The sequence below is a fragment of the Pirellulales bacterium genome, from assembly GCA_036490175.1.
In the GTDB taxonomy this organism is placed as follows: Bacteria; Planctomycetota; Planctomycetia; order Pirellulales; family JACPPG01; genus JACPPG01.
Map to the genome: position 1 here is coordinate 11,712 of DASXEJ010000279.1, position 15,301 is coordinate 27,012.

Annotated in this window: 12 protein-coding genes; 4 read left to right on the forward strand and 8 right to left on the reverse strand. The window is 59.7% G+C overall.

The genetic code is table 11. From position 1 onward, the window contains the following. Window positions 1-183: 183 nt before the first annotated feature. The gene (locus VGG64_21130) at window positions 184-3,378 is read right to left on the reverse strand and encodes an efflux RND transporter permease subunit (GenBank protein HEY1602119.1); all 3,195 of its coding nucleotides are present in this window, start codon (window positions 3,376-3,378) and stop codon (window positions 184-186) included. A 665-nt stretch (window positions 3,379-4,043) separates the two neighbouring features. Here VGG64_21130 and VGG64_21135 point away from each other — a divergent pair. Both VGG64_21135 and VGG64_21140 read left to right on the forward strand, forming a co-directional pair. After that, window positions 4,044-5,078 carry a hypothetical protein gene (locus tag VGG64_21135; GenBank protein ID HEY1602120.1) on the forward strand — a complete coding sequence of 345 codons (1,035 nt, stop codon included), beginning with the start codon at window positions 4,044-4,046 and terminating at the stop codon, window positions 5,076-5,078. Between the two features lie 151 nt (window positions 5,079-5,229). Then, window positions 5,230-6,225, forward strand: coding sequence for an endonuclease/exonuclease/phosphatase family protein (locus tag VGG64_21140; protein ID HEY1602121.1), 996 nt, complete (start codon window positions 5,230-5,232; stop codon window positions 6,223-6,225). Between the two features lie 482 nt (window positions 6,226-6,707). Here VGG64_21140 and VGG64_21145 read toward each other — a convergent pair whose 3' ends face one another. The 4 genes from VGG64_21145 to VGG64_21160 all read right to left on the reverse strand — a co-directional run bounded on the left by VGG64_21145 (window position 6,708) and on the right by VGG64_21160 (window position 9,736). After that, on the reverse strand, window positions 6,708-7,775 hold the full coding sequence (locus tag VGG64_21145; GenBank protein HEY1602122.1) for a hypothetical protein: 1,068 nt from the start codon (window positions 7,773-7,775) through the stop codon (window positions 6,708-6,710). A 58-nt stretch (window positions 7,776-7,833) separates the two neighbouring features. Then, window positions 7,834-8,349: a biopolymer transporter ExbD gene (locus tag VGG64_21150; GenBank protein ID HEY1602123.1), complete on the reverse strand. Its 516-nt coding sequence runs from the start codon at window positions 8,347-8,349 to the stop codon at window positions 7,834-7,836. A 1-nt stretch (window position 8,350) separates the two neighbouring features. Beyond that, window positions 8,351-8,812 carry a biopolymer transporter ExbD gene (locus VGG64_21155; protein ID HEY1602124.1) on the reverse strand — a complete coding sequence of 154 codons (462 nt, stop codon included), beginning with the start codon at window positions 8,810-8,812 and terminating at the stop codon, window positions 8,351-8,353. A gap of 129 nt (window positions 8,813-8,941) precedes the next feature. Further along, entirely contained in the window at window positions 8,942-9,736 is a 795-nt protein-coding gene (locus VGG64_21160) for a MotA/TolQ/ExbB proton channel family protein (protein HEY1602125.1), read from the reverse strand. A gap of 684 nt (window positions 9,737-10,420) precedes the next feature. Here VGG64_21160 and VGG64_21165 point away from each other — a divergent pair. Next, window positions 10,421-11,497: a TerC family protein gene (locus tag VGG64_21165; protein ID HEY1602126.1), complete on the forward strand. Its 1,077-nt coding sequence runs from the start codon at window positions 10,421-10,423 to the stop codon at window positions 11,495-11,497. Window positions 11,498-11,568: 71 nt separating this feature from the next. Here VGG64_21165 and VGG64_21170 read toward each other — a convergent pair whose 3' ends face one another. The 3 genes from VGG64_21170 to VGG64_21180 all read right to left on the reverse strand — a co-directional run bounded on the left by VGG64_21170 (window position 11,569) and on the right by VGG64_21180 (window position 14,219). Further along, the gene (locus VGG64_21170; protein ID HEY1602127.1) at window positions 11,569-12,675 is read right to left on the reverse strand and encodes a Xaa-Pro peptidase family protein; all 1,107 of its coding nucleotides are present in this window, start codon (window positions 12,673-12,675) and stop codon (window positions 11,569-11,571) included. Window positions 12,676-12,996: 321 nt separating this feature from the next. Next, on the reverse strand, window positions 12,997-13,494 hold the full coding sequence (locus tag VGG64_21175; protein ID HEY1602128.1) for a MarR family transcriptional regulator: 498 nt from the start codon (window positions 13,492-13,494) through the stop codon (window positions 12,997-12,999). Window positions 13,495-13,646: 152 nt separating this feature from the next. After that, window positions 13,647-14,219 carry a hypothetical protein gene (locus VGG64_21180; protein ID HEY1602129.1) on the reverse strand — a complete coding sequence of 191 codons (573 nt, stop codon included), beginning with the start codon at window positions 14,217-14,219 and terminating at the stop codon, window positions 13,647-13,649. 194 nt (window positions 14,220-14,413) lie between these two features. On the opposite strand from VGG64_21180, the gene VGG64_21185 reads away from it, so the two are divergent. Then, a partial coding sequence (locus VGG64_21185) for a hypothetical protein (GenBank protein ID HEY1602130.1) occupies window positions 14,414-15,301 on the forward strand: 888 nt, incomplete at its 3' end.

Genomic DNA, 15,301 nt, shown 5'->3' on the forward strand with positions numbered 1-15,301 from the left:
TCGAGCTTGCCTTGATCTGTGCAAGCGAGAGCGCGAGCAACTACGCGTCTGAAAATCCCACGCTCGACCCGGGCGACCAGCCGCCAGAACATCAACAAACGTGCGTCCGGCCGACGTTGTCCGACAGGCACTGGGCGTTGACGTCGTCGTGGTCAAGCGAGATCAGTTGCACCTGGCGTGCGATCACACTGACGCTCTGCGCTCGCCCTTTACGATGGGTATGCTGGGCATGACTTCGCGAGGCAGCTTTTCCGGCTCGTCTTCATGGGGTTTGCGCTTGCCGGACATCACAGCGAAGATGTAGTAGAGGCCGGGAATCAACAGGACCCCAATGATGGTGCCCAGCAGCATCCCGCCGACCGCGGTCGTGCCAATCGTGCGGTTTCCGATGGCTCCGGGACCAGAGGCACGGACCAGCGGAATCAGGCCGGCGATGAAGGCGAAGGAGGTCATCAGGATCGGCCGAAAGCGCAGTTTTCCGCCTTCGATGGCCGCCTCTTTGATACTCACGCCCTCATGATGCCGTTGCACCGCGAATTCGACGATAAGAATCGCGTTCTTGCCCAACAATCCGACCAGCATGACCAAACCAATCTGGGCGTAGACGTCATTGGCCAAACCCATGGCTTGCAGGAACAGGAAGGATCCGAAGATCCCGACCGGTAGCGACATGATCACCGCCAGCGGCAGAATGAAGCTCTCGTACTGCGCGACCAATACCAGATAGACGAAGATGACGACAATCAAGAAGATATAAGTGGCCGTGTTTCCCTTTCCCGCTTCGTCATAAGCGAGGGCCTCCCAGCCAATGCCGTAACCGCGAGGCAGTGTCTCGGCAGCGACCTCCTGGATCGCCTTGATGGCTTGACCAGTGCTGTAGCCTGAAGCTGGTGAAAGCTGAATGGGGGCGGCGGGATAGAGGTTGTAGCGGTCGACTTCGTTCAAGCTCTGCTGCTTCTTGAGCGTCATGAACGCGGAGTAGGGGACCATGTCTCCCTTGTCGTTCTTGACGAACAGATTGTCGAAATCCTCAGGGAACCGCCGGAACTCAGGCAAGGCCTGGACAAAGACCTTGTAGAATTGGTTGAAGCGGATGAAGCCCTGCTCCCACGTGCTGCCGATGACGATGGAGAGATTGTCCATCGCAGCTTTGATCGACACACCCTTCTGCATCGCCAAGTCGTTGTTGATGACTAGTTCATATTGCGGGTAGTTGTTGGCAAAGAAAGTGAATATGCTCGTCAGCTCTTTGCGCTTCGCCAAGGCAGCCAGGAAGTTTTCGGCCTCTTCGCCGAGCTGCTTGTAGTTCAGCGTGTTGGTCTTGTCCAAAAGACGCAGGGAGACACCACCGGCTGCGCCAAAACCCGGAACCGCGGGCGGCTCGAAGAACTCGACCTTTACATTGGACATCGTGCGGCATTTATGCACGAGTTCCTGAATGACCTGCTTCGACGTCATCTTGCGATCGGACCAGTTCTTCAAATTGATGAGACAGGTCCCTGCGTTCGAGCCGCGGCCCTCCGTCAAAACCTCGTATCCAGCCAAGGCAGAGACCGACTTGACTCCGTCAATGCTTTTGGCGATGGCCTGCAGGTCTTGGGATTTGGAATTGGTGTACTCCAGCGTCGAGCCTGGCGGCGTCTGCAGAACTCCGTAAATCATGCCCTGGTCTTCCAGCGGGATGAAGCCGGACGGAAGCACCGTGTTCACCGCGAAAATGCCGACGCTAAAGCCCGTGATGACCGACATGGTGAGCGCGCGGCGCGTGACGATCGAGTTCAGAAGCGCGGCGTATTGGCCCGTCACCTTGTCGACGCCACGGTCAAAAACGTGCAACAGCCTGGCCAACGGCCCACGTTTTTTCACGCCCGTGTGGGGCTTGAGAATCATCGCACACAGTACCGGCGTGAGCGTCAGGGCCACCACACCGGAGAGAATGATGGAGGTGGCCATCGTAATGCCGAACTGGCGATAGAAGGTGCCCACCGGCCCGGTCATGAAGGTCACCGGAACGAACACGGCCGTCATTACCAGGGTAATGGCAATGATCGCACCACTGATCTCGTTAATGACCTCTTTTGTTGCCAAATAAGGCGAGAGATGCTTCTCGTGCATCTTGGCATGCACCGCTTCGACTACCACGATCGCATCGTCCACCACCACGCCGATCGCCAGCACCAGCGCGAACAACGTTATCAGGTTGATCGATAGGCCGAGCAATTGCAGGAAGAAAAAGGTCCCGATCAGCGATACCGGAACCGCCAGGGCCGGAATCAGCGTGGAACGCCAATCCCCGAGGAACAGGAAGACCACTAGCGAGACCAACACGAAGGCCTCGAACAGGGTATGGAGCACTTGCTCGATCGACGCATCGAGGAAGGTAGAAACGTCGTAGCTTACCTCGAAGGTCATGCCAGGCGGAAACTGCTTCTCTTTGATCTCATTGAGCTTCTCCTTGACCTGCTCAATGACGTGGGCGGCGTTGGTGCCGGGGATTTGCTTGAGAACGATGGCCGCCGAGGGATAACCGTCGATGTTCGAATAAATATTGTAGTACGAAGGGCCCAGCTCGATTTCGGCAACGTCCTTGAGCCGCAGAATATGGCCGTCGGAATTCGCCCTTAGAACGATGTTCTCGTACTGCTCGGGCGTGTTGTAACGTCCCACCCAGGTCAGCACGTACTCGATGGTTTGCGACGTTCTGCCCGTCGCCTGGCCGAGCCGGCCGGGTGAACCGAGCATACTCTGTTCACTGATCGACTCCATGATCTCGTCGGCCGAGATACTGTAGGCCCGCGTGCGATCGAGATTCAACCACACCCGCATGGCCAGCGCGCGGCTGCCGAGAATATTCGCGCTGCCGATACCCCGCACTCGCTTGATCTCGGGCACGACATTGACAAAGGCGTAGTTGTAAAGGAAATCCTGATTGTGGGACGGATCAGTGCTGTAGACGTTCACGTACATCAGCATGCTCGTCATTTGCTGGAGGACGACGATGCCCTCCAGCTCCACAATGGGCGGGAGCCTTTGCTTGACGGTTTGGATACGGTTTTGCACATTCAAGACCGCTACGTTCGGATCCGAGCCTGGCTCGAAGATGATCAGGACCGTCGCCTCGCCGGCGCTGGTGCCGGCGGAGATCATGTAGCGCATGTCCTGTACGCCGTTGATGGCCTGCTCCAAGATGACCAGCACCGAGTCGACCAAAACTTGGGCACTGGCGCCGGGATAGGCAAGCGTGACGACCACGCTGGGGGGCGCGACGTTCGGAAACTGCGAGATGGGCAGGGTTTTGATCGACAACGCGCCCAGGAACAAGATGATGATCGATATGACGATCGCGAGTGCCGGTCTGTGGAGGAATTTTGAGAACATCGTTCGGAGCTGACCGAGTTCGGGGAATTACGATCTTGCGCTTGATCGGTAAAAGCTATTCAGTTCCGTCCCCGTATTGTGTTTTGCAAACACGGACGGAGCCGCATTCATGGATGGGTAGGAGTTTCCCAGCGTTTTGACGGACGAGCGGCCGCCGCACGACTTCCCGAAATGGCAGAGGGAGTACGATTTATTCTGGCATTGGCGACTGCACGGATCGCGCGCGAGCCGCACCAGCGTCGCGCCACTAAGCGCGAACAACCCGATGCTGACGTAGCGAACCGCTCGCCAATGCGCATGAGCAATAGCAACAGAACTTGCCTTCACATCCCGCCTCCGCCTGCGCGATGCCTGCAAAACGTCAGCGAACAGTCGGCGCCATATGCCGACTCGCGCGCTGATTCCCCGTCACAATCAGACCAAGTCGCCGATCCGCGATAGGCCAGCCAAGAACACGCTGGCATTAAGAAAGTCCCCTCGACCGTTAAACTTAGCTGCGAACAACACGTCGCCGCAACAATCCTTTCATATTTGTAATGTGGGAATGGCAACCATCGAAACAAAAGCCGCCTGAATTCGGATTGAAGGCGGCTTTGAACCCGTGACAGAATACTGCTTGGGGCCGCAGCAGATTCGGCGCCGCGGGCTAGTCGCGGAGAATCGCCATGGGATGGGCAACTTCACGGGCCGTGTATTGCATCTGCTTCTGCACCGCGCCGCTGGCGGCGGTCGAGACTTCCACGGTCGATCCTGAAACCCAGCAACAACAGCCGTCGCCGCACGTCAACGAGCTTGCGCCCGCCGACTTTGTCCGACAGTCGCTGGGCGTCGAAGTCGTCGTGGTCGATCGAGATCAGTTGAACCTGCCCGCCGCTCGGGCAGGCAACGTCACCGGTGGCTTGCGGATTGTCCAAGTCGTCGGGCCGCTGGCTAAACTCGCGGGCTTGAAACCCGGCCTGACGATTGTCGCCATCGACGGCAAACCTGTGACGAATTTCGCGTCCACCCTACAGGCGCTTTTACCGCATCACACGCTGGTCGAGGCGGCGCGGCTGACCATGCTGCGCGGCGATGAGACGATCCATGCGGAGTTTCTACTCGCGCCATCGGGCGACGACAGCGACCGATCGTTCCACGACCCGTCGGGCGGGCAACTGACCGAGTCCGATCGGCAGACGCAGTGGATCAAGAGCGAGTATCGCAAGAAGGTCGACTTGCTCAAGCAGGAGCTTTCGGGAGTCGAGGATTTGCACGCCCGGCTCGGCATGACAAACGCGCAAGTGGCCGCACCCGCCCCCGCCGATCAAAGACGCGTGATGTTCGAAGCGCGGCAAGACCAACTCCAGCAACGCATCGTTGACGCGCGGGGGCAACTCGACACGTTGGACGACGAGGTCGCCGACCGCTTTGCAAATCACGTGAAAACCAATTCCAAGAAAAGTGAAGCAGAATTGATTGCTGTTATGCAGCAAAGAGACGCCGCAGAAAGGCAACGTGATGAGCTTGAGAGGACCGCCGCCCGTTGGTCGGAACAGCTCGAAACGTGGACGACGGTCACCGCGGAACTGAAGCAGCGGCAGCATAGAGTACGCGTTCTACAAAAGGGCTGCGCCAGCTCGGTCGAACAACTGCGGCAGTTGCAAGGCCATGTTCAAGATGCAGCCGAAGGCACGCCCGCCACTCCCGCAGCCACTCCCTAGTCGAGCGTGATTTCCTTTTCCGCATTTCGTGACAATGCGGGCGCACGCTGACTCACGGTGCCGTATATCTTGCGGATCCAATCATTGCTTGTCGTTGGATATGATGTAGTTCATGGATCCCGTCGCACCATCACGAACGTTACGGCAGTCGGTGCCAAGTTGTCTACGCAATCTGCGACGAGGTTTGTTATATGTCGCGCTGGCACTGCTACTCGGCGTTGCATTCTGCGATACGCAGCAGCCCGATACATTTGCCGCGATAACGGCCATTCCGCCCTGGTGTTGGTTGCTGGTCAGCGCCGCGCTGGGAGGTCTTGGATTTACTGCCGTACCTTCATGGGAAAAGAAGGTCTTTGTCGTCCTCTTGGTGGTGTTTCTGTTTGCATTTGTGGACCAGTCACGCAGTGTTGTCAGGCTGGCACAGGACGCACTTTTCCGAAGTCGCCACAACGTAGCGTTGCCAACGCTACGTGTCGTCACAATTAATTGCAGCGTCGGAAACCCTTTGGCCGCCGACGAAGTTCAGGCCTGGCATCCGGACATAGTTCTGTTGCAAGAGTCACCGAATGAGCAAGCCGTTCGCCAGTTGGCACAATCTCTGTTCGGCAACGACGCCGGAGTTGCATGGTCTGCCGACTGCACGATTATCGCTCGCGGGAAACTACTGTCCGCCAATACGATGGTCAAGCACTTCATGCAGGCAACGCTGGTAACACGCGATGGGCAAGAAGTCGAGGTATTCTGTCTGCGCCTGTCGCCACCTGTCGTGCGTTACGACCTGTGGACGGCCAGCTGTTGGGCGGAGCATGCCGCGATGCGTCGTAAGCAGCGCCAGGAAGCAGCCGAGCTGGCGAGCGCATTGCCGTCCGTGCCAGAGCAGAGGCCCATCCTAATTGGCGGCGACTGCAACGCGCCTGCGCGAGATGGAGCATTACGCTCCTGGTCGCCGCGCCTCCGCGACTCCTTTGCTACTGCGGGGCGAGGTTGGGGCGGCACCGTGCTAAACGAATTTCCAGCGATGCGGTTTGACCAACTTTGGTCAAGCAGTGAGTTGCAACCGACATGCGTCTGGTCAGTACGCTCTGAACACTCGGATCATCGGATGGTCGTCGGCGACTTTGTGATCAGTGCCACTCACGCAGAGTAAGACGCGTCCCGGGGCATCGCACACGACGTTCCTCTCCGCCGTGGCCCTCGGAGGCGGACGTGTGCAGGACTCGGCTTGTCAGGGCATTGCTTCGGTGGCGGCCGATTGCACCGCCTGCCAGCCCGCGGATGCTGCCATACAATTGGCGCCATGACGGGTCGAATACCCAATACACTGCGCGCTGTCATTATCTTCGCAGAACGGCACTTGCCGGCAGCCAGATGTCGAGGTCGTGTCAAGCACGTCGTTTTTTTCGGCGGTGAATAATTCCATTAATTGAATAATTCCCCGCACGCAAAACCCGACCGTGCCGTGACTTGCAGGAAAAAACGCCCGAAAATTAGGCCATCCACCCAATGCGCAACAACGGACAAAACCGGACAGGGAGTTTTTCGCGAGATGATGGCACGCTTGGTGTGATTACCCTGGCCTTGCGTTGCCTCGCGGCGCATGAAAGGCGAAACAGCGAACTCCTGCGCGCCTCACTCGCGCAGCCAATCGAAGTTGTCGCGCGGTTTGTCGTGCGGCGATTCGTCCTCGGCCGGTTCCTCGAGCGATTCGTGCGCGGCGGGCATGGGCCAATCGACGTCAACCCGTTTGGGTGTGTTTTTCTTGCGCCGCGCTTCGATAAACCAGTAGCCGATCACGCTCAGCAGGATCGCCCCGCCGACGGCCAATACGATGTAAGACAGCGTCGCCTCGCCCGGGTTGGCCGTGGGGACAGCCTTCGGAATCCATTCCACGCGACCAATGATCAGCGGCGCGGGAACCGGCCGGGCATCGGGCTTGGCCTTGCCGGGGTGGTAGCCCAACACGCGGAAGAAATATCCATAAACGCGCACGGTCTGCTGAATCTCGGCCCCCTCGGGAAAGCCTGGGGGCAGTTCCGGCGTGATGATGTAATAGATCCAACCGTCGTTGGCCGTCGGCCAGCCGCGCAACTCGTACAGCTTATCGAATCCGGCCGGCGCGTGGGGCGACAGGTCCTCTTGGCGGAAGGCCTGGCGAACAGTCAGTTCGACCGTGACGAGCTTGCCGCGAAATTTGTTGGGACGTTGGATCAACTCCTGAAACACGGCCGCGATCGGGGCCCGCGCCGCAAGCTGGGCCGTGGTTTGGGCGCTGACCCACTTCAGCACGCGCCAGTAAGCGGGCATCTCGGTGTGGTCGATGGCCGTGGCTAGATCGAGCCCCTTGACGGCTTCCACCTGGCGGCGAAATTCCTCGGCCTCCTCCGGATCGCGATCGTCTGGTCCGGCCGCCATGGTTTCCGCCGGCGGCACATTATTATCCTTCTCTGGATCAGCTGGCGACGAAGCCGATTCTTCGCTCGGCGTCGCCGCTCGTTCGATTCCACCAGGCGCCGGAGTGTGCGATTGCCGAGCGGCGACGCGTTCGGGCGGCGCCCCATGGCGCTCCCAAGGACGCGTGCGCTCGATTGTCATGCCGATGACGACCAGCATCACCAACATGCTGGCCATGCGCAGGCTTTGCGTCGTGAACAAAAAGCCGGCCGGTTTCGCGCGGTGGTGATGATGGTGAATAGGCATGGCTTGTCTCCGCACATTCAGCACGGCGCAAGACCGCGCTAGTGCTGCTATTGCCGTGCTACGGCTCAGACTGCTCGGGCAGTTCGGTGATGCTCAACTTGGTCAATTGCTCTCCGCTGGCCAGCTTGACGCGCGAACAGATGTCCAGGATGCGTACGAGGCTGTCGTAGTGCAAGCCCGATCCGACCTGCAGTATGACTTGCTCGAACGGGGCACCCGGCGCGCCCAGCAACAGGTTCAGTTGCTGTTCGAATTCGGCCAGGCTGGTACTGGGGGCGCCTTCTTCGATCTGGATCGAGCCGATATTGCCGTCGGGCGCGGATTTGATCGTCACCATCAAGGTTTGCAGTCGCTCGACCGGCGCATTGAATACGTTCTGGTCGGCCGAAGTGGCGGCGCCGGGCTTGGTCGTGGCTTGCGGCGGCGGCATGCGCAGGGCGATATAGCCCTCCATCGGCGCCGGCTTGAACGTGAGGATGAAAAACGCCAGCAACTGAAAGGCCATGTCGAGCATCGCCGTCAGGTTCAGCTCGACCTCGCCTTGCAATTCCTTCCTTTTTCGTCGGCGCGACATCCTAAGCCTCCGGGGCAGCGCTCATGGCTCGATACTGGAACTTGCGGAAGCCCTGAGACTGGCAGGAGCGGATGACATGGTTCAACAGGCCGAACGGCGTGGCTTTGTCGGCGCGTATGATCACGGTGCGCGGCAATTCATCGCCGGCCTGCGCCTCGGGATTCTCCAGTCGCGCCCGGCGGAGCGCCATTTGTGCTTCCTGGGCGATATAGGCATCGACGTTCTTCTCTTCGCCGTACACGCTGAGGCGGCCGTCTTTGTTGATGTTCAAGACCATCACGTCGCTATCGTCGCTATCCGACGGCATGGCCGAACCGATTACCGGCAGTTCTAGATTCAAGTCCACGCTAGCGGCCTTCAAGTTGAAGACCAACATGAAGAAGGTGATCAACTGAAACACCATGTCGAGCACGGGTACGAGATTGGGCTCGGCCCGGTCTCCCTGGTTCATGCTGCCAGACATTACAGTTTGCCTTTCGCAAAAGTCGCGAATGCCGAGCGCACCGTCAGGATCAATTGCCTGGTACGCTGTCGATCCGGTGCCCCAGGAACTTTGTGATTCATCTTTTTGATGGTCAGCCCGCCGTGGCGGTTACTTGGTGGGGGTGGTGCCGGTGGCCGTGGGGGCTGCCTTCCACTGGGCCGAGTGGAATAGCCGCCGCAGCGTTTGCTCGGCCGCTAGCGTCGTATTGGTCGAGATGTGCGAAATGCGATTGCGGAACAAGGCGTAGAAATAGATCGCCGGCACCGACAGCAACACGCCCTCGAACGTCAACAGCAACGCCTCGGAAATGCCTGTGGCAACCTCGGCGGCGTCCATGTGTACGCCCGATCGGCTAATCGCGCCGAAGCTGCCGATCATGCCTTTCAACGTGCCCAACAGGCCGATCATCGGCCCCAGCGTGCCGATCACGGCCAGCATGCTGATGCTGCGTTCCATCTCCATCGTGGCGGCATCGGCGGCGCGTTCCATGCTTTCGCGGGCTTCCGGCAAACCGTTGGGCAATTCCGAGATGCCCGTCGACAGCACCCGCCCCAGAAAGGAATCGCTTTCGCGCAACACCTTATAGACCTGGCGGAAGTCGCGCTGCTGGATCAGCTCTTCGACCTGCGCGTTCAGCTCCGGGGGCGATGCCACTTTCTCGCGCAGCTCCATGAACATCCGCACCACGGTCGCCACGAAGTACATGCTCAACAGCAGAATACCGGCACCGATCCAGCCCGAGCAGCGGGCGACCCACCACAGCAGACTTTCACCCTGCGGGCTGGCCGTGGGTTCCCCCTCGGCGGCGGCGGCGAAGCTGGCAGAAACCGCCACGACCAGGGCGGTTGCCAAGACCGTCAGCAGAGGACGCCAGCCCCGATTGCGACCGATCCTAGAATCCACGGCTCTTCTCCTTTGAAAGTTCGCGTACACGACGCCGAATAAAAACTCTTGGTTCCAAGCCGCCGTGCGGCACGCGCTACCGGTATGTTCGAGCGCGACTGTTACCGTCTGCTGGCGATCAGCCGCAAGTGGTGCTGAGTCCGCCGCGAAATCCGCTGTCGTGCCTGAGCGGCGCCGTCGAATGACGTCGCGCCACGGCGCACGGAGCTAAACAATCGATGGCGGAGCTTGCGAGAGCTGCGGCTCTCTCTACCAGACAAGACGAGCGGCGTAGAATGGCACCTGGTGTTCCGGTAATCGCCTCTGATCGACGGCTTGGCGCTGCGCCTCGACACTGAGGCAACAACGCGGTAAGCCGCCACCGTTCATGCTATCCCCTGGCACGAAACCCTTCAACTAACTCCGCGATTGTCGCTGTGTTTCTCGCATTGCTGGCTGCTCGATTCGGTATAATCCCTACATGCCGAGCGGCTTGGCTAGTTGGACGGCATGGCTAGCGGGACGTCGGTTGCTAGCTCTGGCTGCCGTTGGGCAAAGGGCGCGGTGATTTCCACGTTCACACTGTCCGTAGATAGGGGGGCCGCGGTTGCTGCTGCCGGGGGCAACCTTTATGATGTGCCGGCAATCCGTCGCCCAACCCACTAGAGCCGCTACTAAAACCGGTGCGAGTTAGTTAGATCGTTAATGGAAGTCACTCTCTGGCATTGGTTGGCGTTCGGACTCTTCGTAAGCGTGCTGCTGGCGCTCGATCTGGGAATCTTTCATCGCGGCGCTAAGGAAACCACGCTTGGCGAGGCAGCCCGCGCCACGGCCACCTGGGTTTTTATCGCCCTGTGCTTTAATGGCGTGATTTGGTGGTACGCCGATGCGCAGACGGCCACCGAGTTTTTCACCGGCTATCTCGTCGAATGGTCGTTGTCGATGGACAACGTCTTCGTTTTCGCCGTGATCTTCAATTACTTCAGCGTCCCCATGAAGTACCAGTATCGGGTACTTTTTTGGGGGATCCTGGGTGCCGTCGTGATGCGGCTGACGTTCGTGTTGGTCGGCGGCGAGTTGATCGAACGGTTCGAATGGATCACCTATGCGCTGGGTGCGTTCCTGGTTTGGACCGCCATCAAGCTGTCGACCTCGGACGAAGAGGCAAATCCCGAGCACGGCTGGACGCTGCGACTGTCACGCCGCTTTTTGCCGATCTCGAAGGAAAACCACGGCGAGAAGTTTTTTGTCCGCGAGGGAGGCAAACTCTTCCTGACGCCGTTGTTCTTGGTGTTGATCGTGATCGATGCCACGGACTTTGCCTTTGCCTTTGATAGCGTGCCCGCGATCTTTGCCTTTACCGACGACCCGTTCATCGTCTTCTCGTCCAACGTATTTGCCATCCTGGGGCTGCGGGCACTGTACTTCCTGCTGGCCGGCGTGATGGATATGTTCCACTACCTGAAGTACGGGCTGTCGGCCATCCTGTTTTTTGTCGGGGCCAAGATGCTCCTGCACTGGGTCGCAGACCCACCGCAATGGTGGATCAATCAATTCGGCATGCCGCCGGCCTGGGCGCAAAAATGGATCGGCCATCCGCCGGCCTGGGCGTCGCTGGTGGTGGTGCTGTCGTTACTCTCGATCTCGATCGGAGCTTCGATCATCCATTCCAAGCTCGCTGGAACGCACGACGAGCATGCACCGCCGGGAGAGGGACCAGAACAAGCTGACGTACCGTTGCACACTGCCAAGCGCGATGCCACCGAGAGCTCGGTGGAATAAGAATCGCATTAGCATGTGGGTTGCGCAAGAAGGGCAACCGTCGGCACGATTTTGGACTAAAGCGTCCGCTCTTAAAGCCCCAGCGGGAAATCGCTGAGCAGTTCGACTCCCCTCTCGGTCACCAGGTAGTCGTTTTCCAAACGAATGCCCGCGCGCAACTCAGGGCCGTACAGCCCGGGTTCGGCCGTGAACACGTCGCCAACTTCGAATGTGTCATCCCAAGTGGGATTCAGGTGGGGCGCCTCGTGCGGATAAAGTCCGATCCCGTGACCCAGATGATGGTCGAACGCCCCCGGCCGATATTGGTCGAGGATTGTTTGCGCCGCGTCGAAGACGCTGCGGCAACGAATGCCGGGCTTCACGCTGCGCTCGATCATGTCGAACACCTCGCAAATCTTGGCGCAGGTCCGCGACTGTTCCTCAGTCGGGCGATGGTTCACGGCAATCGTGCGGCAATTATCCGCAAAATAGCCTTGATAAGCCGGCCCCAAGTCGAGGATGTACAGTTCGCCGTCTTCGGCTCGCCGATCTCGCGGTGGACCACCCCGCGTCCCCGATTGATAGTCGTTGCCCGTCGCAGTCATCATTTCGCCAAAGTACGCGACCGCGACGCCCTGCAATTGGCTGAACACGTCGAGTTCGTTGATACCGGGCTGGATGATCTCGCGCCCTTTGGCGTACATCAGGCCGGTGGCATCGATGGCTTTGCGAAGCCGCGCAAGTTCGTCCGCATCCTTCCGCCGCCGCAGGCGGTACAAGTCTGGCTCAATGTCGACGAATTCGGCCGCCAGCAGCTTTGCCAAATGGGGCCCAAAGGAAGAGAACTCGACCCCCACGCGACGCGGCATGGGAAACCGGGCGAGCGCCGTTAGCAGCGCATCCGAGGATGTCTGCCGCTGGTCATTGCGCAAGGTCGAATATTGATTCGAGGGATAGGCAACGACTTCATTCGCTGCGGCGTCCTTATATGTCACCGTCGGAGCTACGAGCGTGACATGGCCATCGGACGAGAGCGCCGCCGCCGGTTCGAACGTCCAATGAAACCGCGGGCCGGCCAGCCATTGCACGTGTTCGTGCCTGGTAACAATCACCAGGTCGAGCCGATTTCGCTCCATCAGCTGCAAAAGTCGCTGTTGTCGATGACGGCAACCCGCCACCGTCAGGTCCAAATCCGGCATGGAAAAGCATCTCCTGGTGAGGACGCGTGATATTGGGCCTGCCGATCAACGGATCGTGAGGGCGGCGATCGACTCGTTAGCGGCAAACACCGCGACGGCAATCTTACCGATCGAGTTGCCATGACGACAGTGTGGATCCGTGGCAGATCAAGACTGGCAGCCATGGCCGGCGCATCAGCGAGGCCAAATCGGGATGTAGCGCCGCCACGAATCGATCAGGACGTGAGAGTCTCGTCCACCGCTTAGCGTGTTGCAGGAAGTGGCCGGCGAAAAAACCATTCCGAGACGGAATGTCGGCTATCCCGAGTTTCACACGGCTGGCTAAGCGACTTCAGCCGGAGCGCCATTGGCGGGTGCCGTGCCCTTGCGATCAATGCGACCGCTGACCAGCGCGTGCATGTTTTGGCACATCGTCTTCAACGTTTCTCGCAGCTTACGCAACTCGTCCTCGTCCAATCCTTGCGTGGCGCGGGCACGTACGGCCAAGCCACAGGCTACCATGCGGCCCCATTGCTCTTCCGCACGTTCGGTTGGGCGAATCAACTTGCGACGGCGATCATTGTCGTCAGTGACGCGCTGAATCCAACCATCGCGCTCCATGCGATCAAGCACCCCCACCAAAGTGGGTGCCTCGATGTGCATGCGCTCGGCAAGCTCGGATTGCGAGAGTTCGCCATCGTGCGAAATGCAAGCCAACACCTCCCATTGTCGGGACGTGATGCCGTGGGCGACCAACTCTTCGTTCATGGCGCAGGCCAGAGCGTGAGCCGTCGCGAAGACCCAGTAACCGACACTATTTTCGAAGTCGTAGTCGAGCATTACTTCTGCCTGTGGTTCGATGGGAAACGCTGCAACTATTGTACGTGGGGTAATACCGTGGAACAAGCAACTTACGCGCCCGCCACTAGCGGGGTGTCCTCATCGCTAATCGTGGATGCTGTGGCGACGACGAATCTTGGCAGGCACGTAAACTATCCGGCGGCCTGTTGCGAGCAGTAGTCGAACAGCAGACACCACTCCCGTCGCTGAATCAACCGGCAAAGTTGGTCGTAGGGCCCGCGCTCGGACGCCGCCAACTGACAGAGATCGACAAATCGATACGGATCCCAAGTGGCTTGTGTCGCCAAAAACGCGGCCTCATTCGCAATCCCGCTTGATGTTGCGATTTGCCGGGCCTCGCTCGCCAGCAGGCCATAGACAGGGTGTTGGCCAACACGGCGAAACCAATACTTTGCATTATCGTAATCCGGTTCCCGCCGGTGCATGATCGCGTGCCAGTAGCTGCCCTCGAGCGTCGCCAGGTCCTGGCTGATGCGGTGCGATTGATCGAGAAAATCGCACCACAGCCACAACCCCGCCAGGCAGGCCTCGGCCATGGCGCGATTCTTCACCGGCCGCGGAGCCAGCAGGCGCTTGGGGGTCAGCCCCTCGAGCCGGGCGCGTTGTACCTCGACAGGTTTGCCGGGGCCCAGCTCGTTGAGCCGTTCCGGATCGACGATTTCCCGGATAACGGCGCCGGACAATAGCGATTTCACATCTGTCATCGGCAAAACCTGGGTGGCCCGAACGGACTGCAGATGCGGTTGAAGGCGTCCGACCGAGGGGGCACGAACAACGTTACAAATGGCTATCTCGCGCCGATTTGTGCTGCTAGAATACCGCGCTCGACACCTCAGCGGCGCTTCGGCCGCTTTACCTTGTCGGATGGGGTCGGAACTTTCCACAAGATGACAGAGTGATGAGCAGCGATCAACCCGATACCCCGCACGCAGACACATCGTCCCCTTCAGCGCCTACGGCCGAACAGGCCGCTGCTCCAAGCGCGCCAGCCGCAACGCCGGCGGCCAATGTCGGCGCGCCCGAGGTTGCCAAGCCCGTAGCGCCCGCGATGCCTACCGCCCCGCGCATTGCCATTGGTTCGCAGCGCGCCGGTAGCCGCATCCAACGTCCGCGCATTCCGCCGGCCTTGGCGCCCCGCCCCAAGCCCAAGCTAGTGGCACCGGAAAACGCTTCCGAGGCATCAATGCCCGCACCGGCGGCGCCGTTGGCCGAAGAGCCCGTCGAGGCCGTGCCCCAAGAGCCGGTCGCAGAGGCGCCAGCGTCCGCAGCACCTACCATTGCAGCACCAGCAGCCACAGCATCAACAGCCGCCGTGCCGACAACAATCGCGGCGGTGGTAAAGCCTGTCGCCGCTGCGGCCGCTGCGAAACCACCAAGGGCTGATCTGCCGCCGCCTCCCAGTGGCGCGAAGGCGCCGGTACCAAGCATCCGCGGTGAATTGCCACCGGACCTGCAACGTGAGGTCGATGAAGCGCTGGGCGGGTTCTCGCTGGAAGAAGTTCTTGCACCAGGACAAAAGCAAGCGGCTGCGGCTGACCTCGAGCCCGAGTCACGACACCATGCACGCATCGTTTCGATTCACAATGACGACGTATTCGTTGAGCTGGGGGGACGCAACCAGGGAGTCTTGTCGTTACGGCAATTCCCCGAGCCGCCAACAGTGGGAAGCGTGATCGAAATCGCTGTGCATCGTTTCGACGCGGATGAAGGGTTGTATCAACTATCGCTGCCAAACTCGGCCATCATCGCCGCCAATTGGGGCGATATCACCGAGGGCGTCACGGTC

Bases quoted from the DNA above. Each gene is read 5' to 3' on its own strand.
- VGG64_21130 (HEY1602119.1), bottom strand. From the start codon at position 3,378: ATGTTCTCAAAATTCCTCCACAGACCGGCACTCGCGATCGTCATATCG.
- VGG64_21135 (HEY1602120.1), top strand. From the start codon at position 4,044: ATGGGATGGGCAACTTCACGGGCCGTGTATTGCATCTGCTTCTGCACC.
- VGG64_21145 (HEY1602122.1), bottom strand. From the start codon at position 7,775: ATGCCTATTCACCATCATCACCACCGCGCGAAACCGGCCGGCTTTTTG.
- VGG64_21150 (HEY1602123.1), bottom strand. From the start codon at position 8,349: ATGTCGCGCCGACGAAAAAGGAAGGAATTGCAAGGCGAGGTCGAGCTG.
- VGG64_21155 (HEY1602124.1), bottom strand. From the start codon at position 8,812: ATGTCTGGCAGCATGAACCAGGGAGACCGGGCCGAGCCCAATCTCGTA.
- VGG64_21165 (HEY1602126.1), top strand. From the start codon at position 10,421: ATGGAAGTCACTCTCTGGCATTGGTTGGCGTTCGGACTCTTCGTAAGC.
- VGG64_21170 (HEY1602127.1), bottom strand. From the start codon at position 12,675: ATGCCGGATTTGGACCTGACGGTGGCGGGTTGCCGTCATCGACAACAG.
- VGG64_21175 (HEY1602128.1), bottom strand. From the start codon at position 13,494: ATGCTCGACTACGACTTCGAAAATAGTGTCGGTTACTGGGTCTTCGCG.
- VGG64_21180 (HEY1602129.1), bottom strand. From the start codon at position 14,219: ATGACAGATGTGAAATCGCTATTGTCCGGCGCCGTTATCCGGGAAATC.